This is a genomic window from Motilimonas sp. E26 (genome assembly GCF_021278025.1).
Classification (GTDB): domain Bacteria; phylum Pseudomonadota; class Gammaproteobacteria; order Enterobacterales; family CBDFNC01; genus Motilimonas.
The window spans coordinates 64,508-80,927 of the sequence record NZ_JAIBHJ010000004.1; the positions used below are offsets into that span (position 1 = coordinate 64,508).

14 protein-coding genes are annotated in these 16,420 nt (G+C 44.6%); 11 read left to right on the top strand and 3 right to left on the bottom strand.

Annotated elements, in window-relative coordinates; all coding sequences use genetic code 11:
* Positions 1–17: 17 nt before the first annotated feature.
* The 3 genes from K1M91_RS04610 to pseB are packed head-to-tail and all read right to left on the bottom strand — an operon-like array spanning position 18 to position 3,039.
* Positions 18–893 (bottom strand): aldo/keto reductase, encoded by an 876-nt coding sequence (locus K1M91_RS04610; protein ID WP_232800380.1) that lies wholly within the window; start codon positions 891–893, stop codon positions 18–20.
* A complete protein-coding gene (gene pseC, locus K1M91_RS04615; protein ID WP_232800381.1) occupies positions 890–2,050 on the bottom strand; it encodes a UDP-4-amino-4,6-dideoxy-N-acetyl-beta-L-altrosamine transaminase in 1,161 nt (386 codons plus the stop codon). Before pseC ends, K1M91_RS04610 begins: the two co-directional genes overlap by 4 nt.
* Entirely contained in the window at positions 2,050–3,039 is a 990-nt protein-coding gene (gene pseB / locus K1M91_RS04620) for a UDP-N-acetylglucosamine 4,6-dehydratase (inverting) (protein ID WP_232800382.1), read from the bottom strand. Before pseB ends, pseC begins: the two co-directional genes overlap by 1 nt.
* Positions 3,040–3,322: 283 nt before the next feature.
* Between pseB and K1M91_RS04625 the strand changes: the two genes are divergently transcribed.
* From K1M91_RS04625 to fliL, 11 genes are all read left to right on the top strand, one after another.
* A complete protein-coding gene (locus K1M91_RS04625; RefSeq protein WP_232800383.1) occupies positions 3,323–4,798 on the top strand; it encodes a sigma-54 dependent transcriptional regulator in 1,476 nt (491 codons plus the stop codon).
* Positions 4,799–4,957: 159 nt separating this feature from the next.
* Complete coding sequence (locus tag K1M91_RS04630; RefSeq protein ID WP_232800583.1) at positions 4,958–5,980, top strand: ATP-binding protein; 1,023 nt, start codon at positions 4,958–4,960, stop codon at positions 5,978–5,980.
* A gap of 4 nt (positions 5,981–5,984) precedes the next feature.
* A complete protein-coding gene (locus K1M91_RS04635; RefSeq protein ID WP_232800384.1) occupies positions 5,985–7,379 on the top strand; it encodes a sigma-54 dependent transcriptional regulator in 1,395 nt (464 codons plus the stop codon).
* Between the two features lie 142 nt (positions 7,380–7,521).
* Positions 7,522–7,845, top strand: a complete 324-nt coding sequence (gene fliE, locus K1M91_RS04640) for a flagellar hook-basal body complex protein FliE (protein WP_232800385.1) — start codon at positions 7,522–7,524, stop codon at positions 7,843–7,845.
* 110 nt (positions 7,846–7,955) lie between these two features.
* Entirely contained in the window at positions 7,956–9,671 is a 1,716-nt protein-coding gene (gene fliF, locus K1M91_RS04645) for a flagellar basal-body MS-ring/collar protein FliF (protein WP_232800386.1), read from the top strand.
* Entirely contained in the window at positions 9,664–10,698 is a 1,035-nt protein-coding gene (gene fliG, locus K1M91_RS04650) for a flagellar motor switch protein FliG (protein WP_232800387.1), read from the top strand. Before fliF ends, fliG begins: the two co-directional genes overlap by 8 nt.
* Positions 10,698–11,675, top strand: a complete 978-nt coding sequence (gene fliH, locus K1M91_RS04655) for a flagellar assembly protein FliH (protein WP_232800388.1) — start codon at positions 10,698–10,700, stop codon at positions 11,673–11,675. Before fliG ends, fliH begins: the two co-directional genes overlap by 1 nt.
* Positions 11,659–13,002 carry a flagellar protein export ATPase FliI gene (fliI, locus tag K1M91_RS04660; RefSeq protein WP_232800389.1) on the top strand — a complete coding sequence of 448 codons (1,344 nt, stop codon included), beginning with the start codon at positions 11,659–11,661 and terminating at the stop codon, positions 13,000–13,002. Before fliH ends, fliI begins: the two co-directional genes overlap by 17 nt.
* Positions 13,003–13,060: 58 nt before the next feature.
* Complete coding sequence (gene fliJ / locus K1M91_RS04665) at positions 13,061–13,507, top strand: flagellar export protein FliJ (RefSeq protein WP_232800390.1); 447 nt, start codon at positions 13,061–13,063, stop codon at positions 13,505–13,507.
* A gap of 96 nt (positions 13,508–13,603) precedes the next feature.
* Positions 13,604–15,820, top strand: coding sequence for a flagellar hook-length control protein FliK (locus K1M91_RS04670; RefSeq protein ID WP_232800391.1), 2,217 nt, complete (start codon positions 13,604–13,606; stop codon positions 15,818–15,820).
* A 67-nt stretch (positions 15,821–15,887) separates the two neighbouring features.
* Positions 15,888–16,412, top strand: a complete 525-nt coding sequence (gene fliL, locus K1M91_RS04675; RefSeq protein ID WP_232800392.1) for a flagellar basal body-associated protein FliL — start codon at positions 15,888–15,890, stop codon at positions 16,410–16,412.
* Positions 16,413–16,420: the final 8 nt, after the last annotated feature.

Sequence of the window (16,420 nt, forward strand, 5' to 3'; positions counted from 1 at the left end):
GCTGTAGTCGGTTTCATTCACGCTCTTTGTTTATTTGTCGGCCAGTTGGACGGAATAATGAGTTTAATATCTGTGTTGGCTAATTCTGCAAAGTTGATTACTTCTTGTCCCTGACTTTTTTTATAAGCCATGACAATCTCACTTAATTGCGCCACTGATTGACAACCAAGCACAAATCGTTCCACAAGAGGCTGAGAGTGACAAAAACTGAGCGCTAACTGCAACAGAGTAAGCTGATGTTGCTTGGCGAGTTTTTGGTAGGCTAGACGTTGAGCTTGCCAAGGTGAAAAATAGCTTGGCCATTGTGATTGACAGAGTAAGCCCTGCAGGAGTATCGAACGTGCGTGGATCCTTACCCCCTGCTCATTGAGTTGCTTGAGCATGCCTGACGACGCAAACCGCTGATCAAATACATTCAATGGTAATTGTACTAAATCAATTTTGTATCGTTCGGTAATGGTTTTAGTTTGTATGGGGTCGTAAACTGAAACCCCCCAATGAGATATTTTGCCTTCGGCTTTTAATGCTGCAAGCGTACTGGCAATAACAGAGCCTTCTTTACTCAATAATACTTCAGGGCGATGAAGCATTAAGCCGCTAACTTGGCTTTGGTTTAGAAGGGATAAACTGTTGTTGAAGCTTTTAACTAGTTCTGTCTTTGTTGTGACATGGCCTAGTTTAGTGACAATATTGAACTCACTATTAAACGGCTTTAAAAGTGAGCCTAATACCTGTTCACTATTTCCATACATGGCCGCTGTATCTAAAGTATCGATGCCTACTTGTGTAGCATAACAAAGTATTCGCCTCGCTTCTTCTAGAGGGACTTGTCCCGATGAATTTGTGACACCATAATCTAAGCCAAATTGAACACAGCCAAGTGCTAGCTTCATAAACAGGCCAGAAGTTGCTCGATAACAAAATCCTGTTCCACCTTTGTCAGGCTCGGATGCAATGGAAGTGAAATGGCTTCTTTATAGTATTGCTCAGATACTGGGTAATCTCCTTCATTAAAGCCAAGGTGCTGATAATAAGGCTGCAAATGTACAGGAATATAATGTAGATTCACGCCGATGTTATTTTTACGTAACGCGTTAAAGACGCGGCGTTTAGCATTTAAGTCTAACCCCCTTAATCGCACCACATATAAATGATATGCACTGTATCCATCTAGGTTTTGTTTTAATGGTGTAATTTGAGTGTTTGCGAATGCTTTATTATATCTTTTTGCTAATTGATGCCGTTGTTCAACCCACGAGTCTATGTCAGCAAGTTGGCGTAAACCTAAGGCGGCATGGATATCTGTCATGCGGTAGTTAAAACCAAGCTCGATTTGTTGATAATACCAATCACCGTGACTTTCACTTTGCATCTCATTGGGATCTCGTGTGATACCATGGCTACGTAATAGATGCATTTTTTTGGCTACATTAGCTTGATTGGTCAGTGCCATGCCTCCTTCACCACTAGTGATGATTTTGACCGGATGAAAGCTAAACACACAAATATCACTGTACTCACAGCTGCCTATTTTGTTATCGAGATAATTGCCACCTATGGCATGAGAAGCATCCTCGATAATTTTAAAACCGTATTTTTTTGATAATGCTGAGATAGCCTTCATATCACAGCTTTGCCCTGCGAAATGAACGGGGATAACCACCTTAGGTAATTGGTTGTTAGTGGCTGCAGATTCAAGTTTAGCGGTTAGGGCATCAATGCTTAAATTGCCTGTGGTGAGCTCAATATCGATAAAATCAACTTTGGCACCACAATATAATGCGCTATTACTGGATGCTACGAAGGTATTGACACTAGTCCAAACTATATCACCTGCACCGACATCGAGTGCTAAACAGGCAAGGTGCAAAGCCGAAGTTGCGCTATTACATGCAACCGCGTATTGCGCGTTGCAATATTGCGTAACAGCCCGTTCAAAAGCAGGGACTTGTGGACCTTGCGTTAAATATTCTGATTGCAGTACATCAACAACGGCATTGATGTCAGCTTGTGAAATGGTTTGTTTACCGTAAGGGATATAGTCAGACATTAACGGTTGTATTCCAAAATTTCATCAGCAGTGAGAAAGTGTGGATTATTCCTTGAGTTGTATTCAAATCCGGCAGCTACCTCACTCCCTTTGTCTCCCAATGCATTGATAGTGAAATCATTTGTGCGTGAACTAAAATTAATGCTGGGCGCAATGACATAATAATCTTTAAATTCAAAGGTGTGGTACGAATCGTCAGCTGGGCACATAATTTCATGAAGTTTTTCACCAGGACGTATGCCAACAATTTTTTGCGGCAGGTCTGGCGCCATCGCTCGAGCGAGTTCGGTGATTTTAACTGATGGGATCTTAGGCACAAAAATTTCACCGCCAAGCATGCGTTCAAAGCTTTTGAGAACTAAATCGACCCCTTGGGGCAAGGTAATCCAAAAACGGGTCATGTCTTCATGAGTGATGGGAAGCTCTGTGGCTCCATCATCTATTAACTTTTGAAAAAAGGGCACTACCGAACCTCGCGAACAAACCACATTGCCATAGCGCACGACTGAAAAAACGGTTTTATGGCCACCCGCCATATTATTGGCGGCAACAAATAGCTTATCCGAGGCAAGTTTCGTTGCCCCGTAAAGGTTAACTGGGTTTGCCGCTTTATCGGTTGAAAGGGCGATCACTTTACAGACTTCATTATCTAAGGCGGCGTTTATGACATTTTCAGCCCCATTGATATTGGTTTTAATGCACTCCATTGGGTTGTATTCAGCAGCAGGAACTTGCTTTAAAGCCGCTGCGTGAATAACGTAATTAACCCCTTTCATCGCGCGTCTTAGTCGCTCGCCATCTCGTACATCACCGATGAAGTAACGCATACATGGCTGACTGAAGTCTTGCTGCATTTCAAATTGTTTAAGTTCATCTCTTGAATAGACGATGATTTTTTTAGGCTGATACTTGGCTAAAAGTATTTCAATGCATTTTTTACCAAAAGAACCTGTACCACCTGTAATTAAAATGTTTTTGTTATTAAACATACTATTGCATCGCTTATTTTAGAGGGTGCCTATACACACCAGTAGAACAACTCAATTTGTCTTATTTTGCATTATTTATACCAACAGTGTCAGTATAGGTACTCAGTTTATTGATGATAAAGGGTTCGTTCGACCAATTAAGCGTCAACTATCTAATCAACGTCAAATTTGTGACTAATGTTCGGTTCTGAACTTGTAGTCTGATTCAGATCCTCTAGAATGGAGGCGTCAATAAACCGCCTTTAGTCAATTTTCCAGCGGTTTGAGTTTATGAGGATCACCAATGGCCGCACCTTTATCCGTGTTAATCATCGACAGTAACGAAGAGAACCAACGGTTACTGCAAACGATTTTATCCTTTATTGGTGAGGAGTCTGAGCATTTAGCCGACTTGGATCAAGTTGAAATCATTACTCGCTATAAAGGCGTCCTTTTGGGGGAGATACCGCCCTCAAAAGCCCTTGAGATTGTTCAGCAGCATCCACAGTTGCCCTTTGTTGGGGTGTGTGAAAGCCTTGATTTAGATGCAGCAAATTATTTAGGTCGGTTAAGTCAGCCATTTAGTTATGATCAATTGACGCGCTTACTGCATCAGTGCCAATCTTATTTGACTCAAATCGGTGAGCTTAAAGATCAAAGCCAAAACTCCTATCTGTTAAAAATGCTGGTGGGTAAGGGCGATGCCATTCAAGAGGTGCGTCATTTAATTGAGCAGGTAGCGGGCACTGCAGCCAGTGTGTTGATTTTAGGTGAGTCAGGTACTGGTAAAGAGGTGGTTGCTCGCGCGGTCCATGAAATGTCAGATCGTAAAAATGGCCCTTTTGTACCAGTTAACTGTGGCGCTATCCCGCCAGACCTGTTGGAAAGTGAGTTGTTTGGCCATGAAAAAGGCGCATTTACTGGCGCCTTTGCGGCGCGTAAGGGACGTTTTGAATTAGCTGAAGGCGGCACCTTATTTCTAGATGAAATTGGCGACATGCCAATGCCGATGCAAGTGAAGCTGCTGCGAGTATTACAAGAGCGAACCTTTGAGCGTGTTGGCGGCGCTAAATCCCTACAGGCTAATGTGCGTGTTATTGCGGCGACACACCAAGGTCTTGAAGACATGATAGCCCAAGGGCGATTTCGTGAAGATTTATTCTATCGCTTAAATGTGTTCCCGATTGAAACGCCTGCTTTACGTGAACGTGAAGACGATGTGCCGTTATTATTACAAGAGTTATTGGCCCGTCATGAAACCATGCACAACGCCACACTGCGCTTTACGCAACGTGCTATAGAATCATTAATGTTGCACTCTTGGCCGGGTAATGTGCGAGAGCTGTCAAATCTGGTTGAGCGTTTATTGATACTGCATCCAAACAAGATTGTTGATGTGGCAGAGTTACCCGCAAAATATCGCCATCTGGAAACCGAAGATGCAACCATGGCGCTGCCGAGTGCATTTGCTGAACGTGAAGCCTTGTTGAGCATCTTCAATGATGATTACGGTAAAGACGAGCAAGCGAAAACGACACCTGAGTCAGCTGAAGATGAGTTTGATTTACTAAGTGAAGGGTTTCAAACGAGTACAGCAGCGGCGCTACCCGAAGAAGGCGTGAATTTAAAAGATATGTTGGCCGAGTTTGAAGTGGATATGATCCGCCAAGCGCTTGACCAACAGGGGGGCGTGGTTGCTCGCGCCGCAGAGCAATTAGGGATGCGGCGCACCACCTTAGTTGAAAAAATGAAGAAATATGGACTTTCTTCAAAAGAGTAATTTCTGTTTTATTACTTTTTTTCTCTATCTAACTAAAATATAACAGTTTAAAACTCTGGCACGAAACTAGCATTAACTAGCTATAAGTTTATAAGCGCCAGGGTTTTGACTGTGATAGAAACGACATTAGCGAAAGAAGAATTTGCCGGTGAGCTTGCCATGTTAAGGGCACAACATTGCTCCTTGGCTAACGTGTTCGATTTACTGCCCTCTGGCGTGATCTTGCTCGACAACAACGGTCTGGTGACTCAAGCTAACCCTGTTGCCATTGAGCTGTTAGGCGACCCTTTGGTTGGTGAGTTTTGGTTTAATATCATTCGTCGTGCTTTTGCGCCGCAAGCCGATGACGGCCATGAAGTATCTTTGGTCAATGGTCGCAAAATTCAATTGTCTATTTCCCCTCTTGAAGGCTTTTCAGGGCAACTGATCTCCTTAACCGATCTAACTCAAACCCGTGAACTGCAAGATAAAATGGCGCAGATGAAGCGCTTATCTGCCCTTGGTAATATGGTGGCCTCGTTAGCGCACCAAATCCGTACCCCGTTATCTGCGGCCATGTTGTATGCTGCTAACTTAGGCAGTGCCAGCTTGCCTGAAACGTCTCGTGTCAATTTTCAGAAAAAGCTCATGAGCCGCCTGCAAGACTTAGAAACCCAAGTGACAGATATGTTGTTATTTGCCCGCAGCGGTGAAAAGCAAGTTGTCGCAGACATTTCAATTCAAAGTTTATTACAAGAAGTGAAGCAAGGCTGTGATGCGATGATGGAGCGAGCCAATGCTAGCTTAAGCATTGCGTTACCTGACCCAGATCTTTATCTACTCGCCAATAAAAATGCCTTGGCTAGCGCTATCGGCAACTTGATCCATAATGCGTTGCAAGCCTGTGGCAGCGGCGCAAAAATTCATTTGCGTGCCAGTTGTAATGCTGACTCACAAGTGGAAATTAGCGTGTTAGATAATGGTCCTGGTATCGCGCCAGAGCAACTCCCCGAAATTGTTCAGCCCTTCTATACCACTAAACCGCAGGGCACGGGGTTAGGGTTAGCCGTGGTGCAATCGGTAGCAAAAGCCCATGAAGGTGAAATGAAAGTGACGTCAGTGGTGGGGCAGGGCAGTTGCTTTACTTTATGTTTACCCTTACATGCAATCGCCAGTGTGCCAGCGCAAGTAGTAGGAGGATAACCTTATGTCTACAGCACAAATTTTAGTGGTTGAAGATGATGCAGGCTTACGTGAAGCGTTAGTCGATACCTTATTGTTAGCCAGTTACGAATGTACCGAAGCCGATAGTGGTGAGGCGGCATTAGTGCAGCTAAGCCGTCGTAAATTTGACTTGGTCATTAGTGATATACAAATGGGTGGCATGTCGGGTTTAACCTTATTGCAAAATATTAAAGCCAAGTATGCCGAGGTTCCGGTGTTATTGATGACGGCCTACGCCACCATTGATGATGCCGTTAAAGCTATGCGCGAAGGCGCGATTGATTATTTGGCTAAGCCTTTTGCGCCAGAGGTGTTACTTAATCAGGTGAGCCGTTATGCACCAGCACAAAAATGTGAAAAGTGCACGCCCGTGTATGGCGACCCGAGTACCGAAGCGCTATTAAAGCTTGCCGCTAAGGTCGCCAAAAGTGATGCGTCGGTGATGGTGACGGGCCCAAGTGGCGCAGGTAAGGAGATCATGGCTCGCTATATTCATGATATGTCACCACGCGCTGATCAGCCTTTTGTGGCGATAAACTGCGCAGCAATCCCAGAAAATATGCTGGAAGCGACCCTGTTTGGTTACGAAAAAGGGGCATTTACTGGCGCAGTGCAAGCATGTCCTGGTAAGTTTGAGCAAGCGCAAGGTGGGACCATTTTACTCGATGAAATCACCGAGATGGCGCAAAGTCTACAGTCTAAGTTGCTGCGTGTACTGCAAGAAAAAGAGGTTGAGCGTTTAGGTGGTCGTAAGACAGTGAAACTAGACGTTCGGGTTTTAGCCACCAGTAACCGAGATTTAAAGCAAGCGGTTAAAGATGGCTTATTCCGTGAAGATCTTTACTATCGATTGAACGTGTTCCCATTACAATGGCTACCTTTATGCCAGCGTCCAGGTGATATTATTCCTTTAGCGGAGCATTTGTTACAGCGCCATGCTAGTTCTGAGCTAGCACCAAAAATTTTAGACGCGGCTGTGCATCGCCTTACTCATTACCCTTGGCCAGGTAACGTTCGTGAATTGGAAAATGTGGTGCAACGCGCCTTAATATTATCTGGTGGCGCTGACATAGACCTTGACCATTTAATATTAGAGGATGAGTTAAACGCGGCTGGTCAAACGAGTGCTCATAGCCAGCAGCAAGGTTCATTTAACTCAACAGCATTTATTGCACAAAATAATAGCGATACTGGCTCTACGGCCATCGTCGAGGAAAAACTGGGCGATGAGCTAAAACAGCAAGAACATCTTATTATTCTTGATGCCTTAAAAGCCTGTGATGGGAAACGTAAAGATGTTGCTGAAAAGCTTGGAATTAGCCCGCGAACACTGCGTTACAAATTGGCTAGAATGAAAGAAATGGGCATGGCGATATAAATAATAACTAGCTGATTTAAAATAACAAAAAAGACGGTTAAACCGTCTTTTTTATTTTGGCCTGAAAATTGCTATTACTAATATAACGACAGGCCGAACAGGGCTTAGTCAACAATTTGACAGGCATATTACAGAGGTCAATATGAATATTTCAGATACATCATCTCTTTTCAATGAAATGCAAGCCTTATCCGTTCAAGCTAAAGGTTTAGAGTCGCAACTCCCCGCTACCCAGTCCGCACAAGGGGACTTCTCACAACTTCTGAAACAAGCTATCGACAATGTAAATGGCTTACAGCAGAATACAAGTGAGTTACGAAACCGCTTTGAGATGGGGGATCGTGACGTAAGTTTAGGCGATGTTATGATTGCTGCCAGTAAATCCAGTGTTGCCTTTGAAGCAACGGTACAAGTGCGTAATAAGATGGTTGAAGCATATAAAGACATCATGAGTATGCCAGTGTAGCCAAGCATTATTTAAGTGACTGAAGTAAAGTTAATACAAGTGCGTAACAAGATGGTTGAAGCGTATTATAAAAAATCATGAGTATGCCAGTGTAGTAAGGAATCATTTAAGTGGCTGAAGCAAATCAAAATACAGACTTAATGGTAGGTGGTGATAGCACCGCGATGAGTCAAACAGATCAACTTGAGCAAGGCGAGCAAAAAAGTTCGCCTCTGGCAATGCTCGGAAATGTTGACGTATTGCGTCAAGTCACCATTATCATCGGTCTTGCTATTGTTTTAGCTATCGTGGTTATTTTGTGGCTGTGGGGTAAAGCGCCCGACTATCGCCCCTTAGGTAGCTTCCAAACTGAACAGTTAATTACCACCCTTGACTTTTTAGACCAAGAAAAAATCCCTTACCAGCTAGAAGGCAACACTATTTTAGTGGTGGCTGAAGATTATCAACAAATTAAGTTGCGAATGACGCGAAACGGCGTTGCTCCAGTTGATGAAAAAGGCGATGAAATCTTAATGCAAGACATGGGCTTTGGCGTCAGCCAGCGCCTTGAAAGTGAACGCTTGAAATTAAGCAGAGAGCGTCAGTTAGCCCTTGCTATTCAAGCCATGAAAAATGTACAAAAAGCGCAAGTACTGCTGGCCATTCCAAAAGAAAATGTGTTTACCCGCCGTGAACAAAAAGCCAGTGCAACAGTGGTGTTGACCGTTAGTCGCGCAGACAGCTTAACGCAAGAAGAAGTGGACTCCATTGTCGATATGGTTTCGTCCGCGGTGCAAAACCTTGAGCCCTCTCGTGTCACGGTCACCGATCAGCGTGGTCGATTACTCAATTCGGGGAGTCAAGATCCGTTAGCGGCGAAAAGCCGTAAAGAATTTGAGCTAGAGCGTAAACGCGAAGAAGAATACAGAAACAAAATTGACTCAATTTTAATTCCAGTGGTCGGGTTTGATAACTATACCGCGGAAGTTGATGTGACTATGGACTTTACCGCAGTAGAGCAAACTCAGAAACGTTATAACCCCGACTTACCGGCATTGCGCAGTGAGATGACCGTCGAAAACTCTACCATTGGCGGTGACGGTGCAGATGTGCCGGGGGCATTAACCAATCAGCCGCCAATGGACGCCAATATTCCTGAAGATGCAACAGGTGGCAATGGTGGAGGCGCGCCAGGGAGCAGTCACAAAGAAGCCACCCGAAACTATGAGTTAGACACAACCATTAGTCACTCACGTCAACAAAGTGGTTTTGTACGTCGTCTCACCGTGTCAGTTGCTGTTGACTATCAAACTGAAGCTGGAGCTGAGGGCGCGGTAACACGCGTGCCAAGAACCCAAGAACAGCTAGCCAGTATTCGTCGCCTATTACAAGGTGGTTTAGGGTTCGATGTGAATCGCGGTGACATTTTAGAAGTGGTGACAGTGCCGTTCAATCGTCCTGAATTGGACAATATCGAGCCACCTCCATTTTGGCAGTCTGATCAGTTTTATCAAATGTTGCGCTTCGGCGGCTCAATGCTGGTTATTTTAATAGTGGTATTTGCCATTATCAGACCTATGCTTAAGAAATTGCTTTACCCTGAATCGGTAGATAAAGAAGAGTTTGAAATGGGTGGTGCAGTGGGATCTTTGTCGGGAGATGATGACCTACGACTTGTTGCCGCAGACTCAGGTGATGAGTTAGATTTTGGCATAAAAGATGGCCACTTCAATTTACCTGATTTACACAAAGACGAAGATTTAGTGAAAGCGGTTCGGGCGTTAGTGGCCAATGAACCTGATCTTTCAGCTCAAGTAATTAAAGATTGGTTGAATTCTGATGCCTGATGAAAAAAAAGAACCCGAAAAATTTGATATTGCGAATTTAGCTGGCGTAGAGAAATCAGCCATTTTAATGCTGAGTTTAACCGAAGAAGACGCCGCGCAAATTTTTCGTCATTTAGAGCCCAAACAAGTGCAACGTTTAGGTATGGCGATGGCGTCAATGCAAGATTTTTCGCAAGAAAAAGTCACCGCCGTACACCGTAGTTTTCTCGAAGATATTCAAAAATTCACCAACATTGGTATTGGCAGTGAAGACTTTGTACGTAATGCTTTAACCCAAGCCTTAGGTGAAGATAAAGCGGGTAATCTCGTTGATCAAATTGTTATGGGCAGTGGTGCGCGCGGTTTAGACTCCCTCAAGTGGATGGATGCTCGTCAAGTGGCCAGTATCATTCAAAACGAGCACCCGCAAATTCAAACCATCGTTTTATCTTACTTAGAGCCAGAGCAATCATCCGAGATCATGAGTCAGTTCCCTGAGCGCGTTCGCCTCGACTTGATGATGCGGATTGCTAACCTTGAAGAGGTTCAGCCCGCGGCACTGCAAGAGCTCAATGAGATCATGGAAAAACAGTTTGCCGGTCAAGCTGGTGCACAAGCGGCGAAAATGGGTGGCCTGAAAGCCGCAGCCAATATTATGAACTACTTGGATACCAGTATTGAGGGCCCATTAATGGACTCTATTCGCGAGTCTGACGAAGAAATGAGCCAACAAATTCAAGACTTGATGTTTGTATTTGATAACTTAATTGATGTCGATGATCGCGGTATACAAGCACTATTACGTGACGTCGCCCAAGACGTTCTGCAGCGTGCCCTTAAAGGTGCGGATGATCAGCTGAAAGAGAAAATCATGCGCAATATGTCCAAACGTGCTGCCGAAATGTTGGCTGATGATCTAGAAGCGATGGGGCCGGTGCGCGTCAGTGAAGTAGAATCGGCGCAGAAAGAGATTCTTTCTATTGCAAGACGTTTAGCTGACTCGGGTGAAATTATGCTCGGTGGTGGCGGTGGGGATGAATTCTTATAATGCCTCATTCACCAGAGCACGACAGTAAGCCAGAACTTTGGCAAATACCTGAGGTAGAAGAGCCTGTTAAGCGCACCGATACTAATGCCCTTAATATGCCTCCTGATTGGTTTCATCGAGAGGTAGAAGAAGAAATTGAAGAACTTCCCCCTGAGCCTCCCTCCCTCGAAGAAATAGAAGCTATCCGTGAAGACGCTTACCAAGAAGGGTTTGAGCAAGGACGAGAAGCTGGATTTGAACAAGGTGAAGCGCAAGGAAAAGCCGAAGGCTTAGCGAAAGGGCACGCTGAAGGCTTAGCGCAAGGTATCGCCGAAGGTTTAGCACAGGGCGCGGATGAAATCGCAAAACAATCCGCTATTTGGGCTAAGCTAACACAAGATTTATGTCAGCCCGTTGCTCATTTAGATCAAGAAGTAGAGCAGCAGCTAGTGAATTTAGTACTGCAGCTAACACAACACATTGTTAAAACTGAAGTAACTACCAATCCAAAAGTGATACTTGGGGCATTGAAGCAAGCCATAGACGTGCTGCCTTTTGCCACTCAAACGGCGAAGTTGCACTTCCACCCTGATGATATTGCCATGATTGAAACGGTATATAGTGCGCAAGAGTGTGAAAAACGTGGCTGGAGCTTAATTGCCGAGCCTAGTTTACAGCGCGGCGATTGCCAGGTTAAAACGGAATTATCCAGTGTCGATTACCCGTTAGAAATGCGAATAAACCAAGTATTAAAACAGTTTTTAACGCAAAATAATGCACATATACAACAAGCCTTAGGGGATGCCGAGAAAGAAGTACAGGAGATGCTGCCTGACCCGTTACCGGAGCCGGTTCATCGTGTGGTCCATGAACAGGAAAATACAGATGAAGTCACTTCGGTAGATAGTACAGAGTTACCTCCTAATGCGCGCGAAAGCGTTGAAAATAATGACGACCCCAATACCATAACCGAGCCTCCTCATGACCCCGCTGGCTAGTCGTTTATCCCATTATCAAGCTGCCCATTTATCACCTAAACCGGTTGCCGCCGGAAAATTGACGCGTGTAGTTGGGCTAACGTTAGAAGCCATTGGCTGTACCGCTCCTTTAGGTAGTTTGTGTCAAGTTGAAACGATGGAAGGGCTAATTGAAGCCGAAGTGGTTGGCTTCTCGGGTGACAAATTATTCCTAATGCCAAGCGAACGTTTATCCGGTGTGTTGCCTGGGGCGCGTGTGATCCCAATGAACGAGACGCAGGGGATCCCCGTTGGCATGGAGCTACTGGGTCGAGTGATTGATGGGGTGGGCAATCCGTTAGATGGTCTAGGCGACATTATGAGCCACGAACGAGTCAAATACGGTGCCGCGCGTATCAATCCCCTTGCCAGAGATCCTATCCGCCATCCTATGGACGTAGGTGTTCGTGCCATTAACGCTATGATTACTGTGGGTAAAGGTCAGCGTATGGGGCTTTTTGCTGGATCTGGTGTAGGTAAAAGTGTGTTGCTTGGCATGATGACACGAGGCAGCAGTGCCGATGTAGTGGTGGTAGGCTTGATTGGTGAACGTGGCCGTGAAGTAAAAGAATTTATAGATGATATTTTAGGTGAAGATGGGCGCGCGCGGGCGGTGGTTATTGCTGCACCGGCCGATGCATCACCGTTGATGCGATTAAAAGGTTGTGAAACCGCGTTGACCGTGGCGGAATATTTTCGCGATCAAGGGTTAAGTGTCTTGCTTCTGATGGACTCTTTAACCCGTTTTGCGCAAGCGCAACGTGAAATAGCATTAGCTATTGGTGAGCCGCCTGCTACCAAAGGTTATCCGCCTTCGGTATTTGCTAAGTTACCAGCTTTGGTAGAAAGAGCGGGTAACGGCAGTGGCGGACAAGGCTCGATCACGGCATTTTTCACCGTGTTAACGGAAGGGGATGATTTACAAGATCCGATTGCCGATGCTGCACGGGCCATTTTGGATGGCCACATAGTGCTTGCTCGTGAGCTAGCCGATGCGGGACACTTCCCTGCCATTGATGTCGCAAAATCGATTAGTCGGGTTATGCCAATGGTGACAAGTGATGAGCATCAAATGCTGGCGCGAGCCATTAAGCAAGCTTATTCGCTATATCAAGAAAATAAAGATTTAATCACTATCGGCGCCTACTCGAGAGGCAGTGACCCGCGTATTGATCAAGCGATGAAAATTAAGCCAAGATTGGATCACTTTTTGCAACAGCCAATGAAAGAGTCTGTTACTTATGAGAACAGCTTGAGTCAGTTAGCTGGATTGGCGCAAGAATTTGTCAACAGTGGTCAACAGCGTTAATAGTTTGCGTCATTGTTAGCAGGCAACGGGTTATTAAGTTGTAAAGGGTGATATTGATATGTCGGATAAAGCATTGCACTTGGTTCTAGAGCAACACATAAAGCACGAACAACAAGCCGCGCAAGAAATGGTACAAGCCCAGCAACAACTTATTGAGTTTCGCCAGCAGTTCGCTAACTTGCAAAATTACCGCAATCAATACGTTCAACAAATGCATGACAAAGGTGCAGCGGGCTTGTATGCCGATAGCTTTACTTACTATCAAAAATTTATTGTTAAATTAGAAAATGCGATGCAGCAACAGCAACAGGCCTTGCCACAGGTGATGCATCAAGTTGACGTAAAAAAACGCAACTGGGTGCAAGTGCAAAGTCAGCGTAAAGCAGTTGAATCTTTACTGGCTAAACGTAAGCAAGTAGCACAACGAAAAGCGGATAAGCAAGAGCAAAAAATGCTCGATGAATTTTCAAACTTTCAGTACTTTCAAAAGCACTCATCTCGTTAGTAGTATCATTGGATCGATTTTTGCTTCAGTAATTTAACAGTCGCCTATGTTGGCTTTTCGGCAAGTGTTTGCCGCTCAATAATACGGATGTAACGTATGATGCAATCAGTTCAATCTCAGTTAAATAATGTCTCTGTATCGCAACCGAATGATTCTGCGGCGTTTATGGATCAAGAAGCTGACAGACACATTGAATTTAAGCAAACCTATGAGGCTGCTAAAGCTAAGAAGGCGGAGCAACATGCTGATATTGAAAATGAGCAACAGGCAATACGTGCTAAGCAAGATCAAGATATTCAGGCTGAAAAAGAGTTTGCAGATAAACAGAAAATAGAAGATGGCCAAAAAAAGGCTAATGAGTCGCTAACGGCGACAACTGACGGTAGCGAAAAGCAATCTGTAGCCTCTGACATAGGGCAAGATATCCTTGCTCAAATTAAGCAAGCAGAGCAACAGACCCCTAAGGCTCTGCGAGCTGATAGTACGGACTCTGCGGTTAAACCTGTGACCGCACTTAATTCTATCAGCCAAGCCTTAAAGCAAGCATTGCAACAGGAGTCTAATGAACAATCAGAAGAAGACTCAGCGTCGACCTATGAGTCATTGAATGATGCTCCTAGCCTAGCGAATTTGAGTGCAGATTCTTCTATTAGTAATGCTGAAGCATCACCTCATAGTAATGCTGAAGCATCACCTCAGTTTGAACAAGGCAAAATTAAAAGTACTGACAGCATTGAATCTTTACTCAATAAATTGACCTCTAAACTAGATGATGACGTTGTGGTGACAGATCCGCACTCAGCGCTGAATCAATCAGAAATAAAAATAGCAAAGCAAGCTGCGCAAGAAACAGGCCCACTCGTTTCTGAAGAAGGGGTTAATCCGGAGACGGAGGAAGCGAAAGCTTTACAGCAGTTTGATACTCAGGCAGCTAAAGAAGCGGTTAATGTCGTAACTGAGGCAAAGGAGCAGTATGTTCAGTTAAGTCAACAGCGAGTAACGGCTGAGCAAAAAGAAAGTTCTGAAGGGGTTAAACCAATGGCGCAAGAAGCGGACGCTTTGGTATCAAAAAACATCCCAAAAGCGGATACTAGCGAACCCAACCAGCAGCAAGATACTCGAGTCGTTAGCCCAGCTCTGAACAACCAAGAGCCGAAGGCGGACGATACTGTTAGGCGTTCAGATAGCCATCAGGTACAAGGCGCAGAAACTAAGGCGACATTATTAGCCGAAAGTGAAGGTTATCAGGGAGCTAATTCTCAACTTAAGCCTTTAAATACACAGACGACTAACATTGCTGAGACGGATGCGGTCGTAACAGATGTTGGAAAAGAAGCGGATAAATCCGTTGCAGTGGTTAATGCAGGCTTAGTGTCGTCGAAGGAAAAAGGCACCAATGTGACGACAGATGCGAAAGGGAATATTGTTGCAAATGCACCAGTAATCAATACTGAATCAGATGTGATGGCTAAGCGAACTGAATTTAAGCCAAGTGAGTTTGTTAATACACTGGACGCTAGCATGTCCGATAGCCAGGAAAAACCAGCTTCTTTGGGTGAGAAAGTTGAGCCAAATACAGCGAAGCTGCAAGCTAAAGAGCAGGTTAGTCAACTAGCTCAGCAGGAGCGTTTACTTAAAGAAAATCAGGCAATAGAATCATTTAAGAGCAATTTTAAAGAAGTTAATACAGACAGATATAATGCCCCTCAGCCAATGAATTTTGTACAACCGGCGGGCCAGTCAACAGCACCTGTAAGTCAAACATTTCAAGGTTTACATCATCACCAGCAACAACTAACCGCCGCGCAAAGTTTGAATAGTCAAGCTACGGCTAATATAAACGCTCAGCAAGCACAAACAACTAGCCAATTTGAATTGGGACAAAAGTTTGAGCTCGCTTCTCGTGAGGCGCCCACTATTATGCGTGAGCGGATCACCATGATGATGAATAAAGGGATAGGGCAGGCAGAAATACGCTTAGATCCAGCTGAGTTAGGCAGTATGCATGTCAAACTTTCGATGCAAAATGATCAGTTATCAGTCAGTATTCAAACGACGCAACCACAGAGTAAAGAGCTACTCGATCAGCATATGCCTCGGTTACGTGAAATGCTGACTCAACAGGGAATTAACCTAGGCGAAAGTCATGTAAGCCAACAGCAAAGTGGCTCACAACAAGGTGGTGATTCCGCTCAAGGAAGTGGTTCAGGACAAGCCAGCACTGCTCAACAATCAAACATAGTTGAGGATTCACCGACCCAAACTGTGCGAAATTATGTGCAGTCAAACTCAGCAATCGATTTTTATGCTTAGCCAAGCTATGGTCTAAAGCTATTGTTATGCAATAATTAAACTGATTTATTCTTTATGGACTGATGGTATGGCTGACGAAGCAAATGAAAATCTGGAACTGAATGAAAAGAAAGGTGGCAAAGGTAAGTTAATTATTATCATTGTTGCAGTCGTGGTGTTACTCGCAGGCGGTGGTGGCGCTGCCTATTTTTTCTTAGCGGGTTCAGATGAAGCGGCTGCCACTGAAGGTAATGATTCGAAATCTACAGCCCCGAAGGTGGATGCCTCGACACTTAAAGCCATTTATGTTGGCATGCCTCGCGCCTTTGTTTTTAACGTGGCAGGTGATGGCAGAGATCGCTTGGTGCAAATCAAGGTGCAATTAATGGTGCGTGGGGTTGATAATGAGAACCTGACCAAAATGCATATTCCATTAATTGAAGGTACCTTGTTAAGTGTGTTTAGTGCCGCAACTGAAGAAGAATTACGCAGTGAGTCAGGTAAAAGTGAATTACGTAAAAAGTCCCTGCAAGAAGTTCAGAAAGCGATGAATGAAGTGGCCTCTGCGCCAACAGTGGAAGCCGTGTTATTTACTGGTTTTGTATTGCAATAATCCTTAAA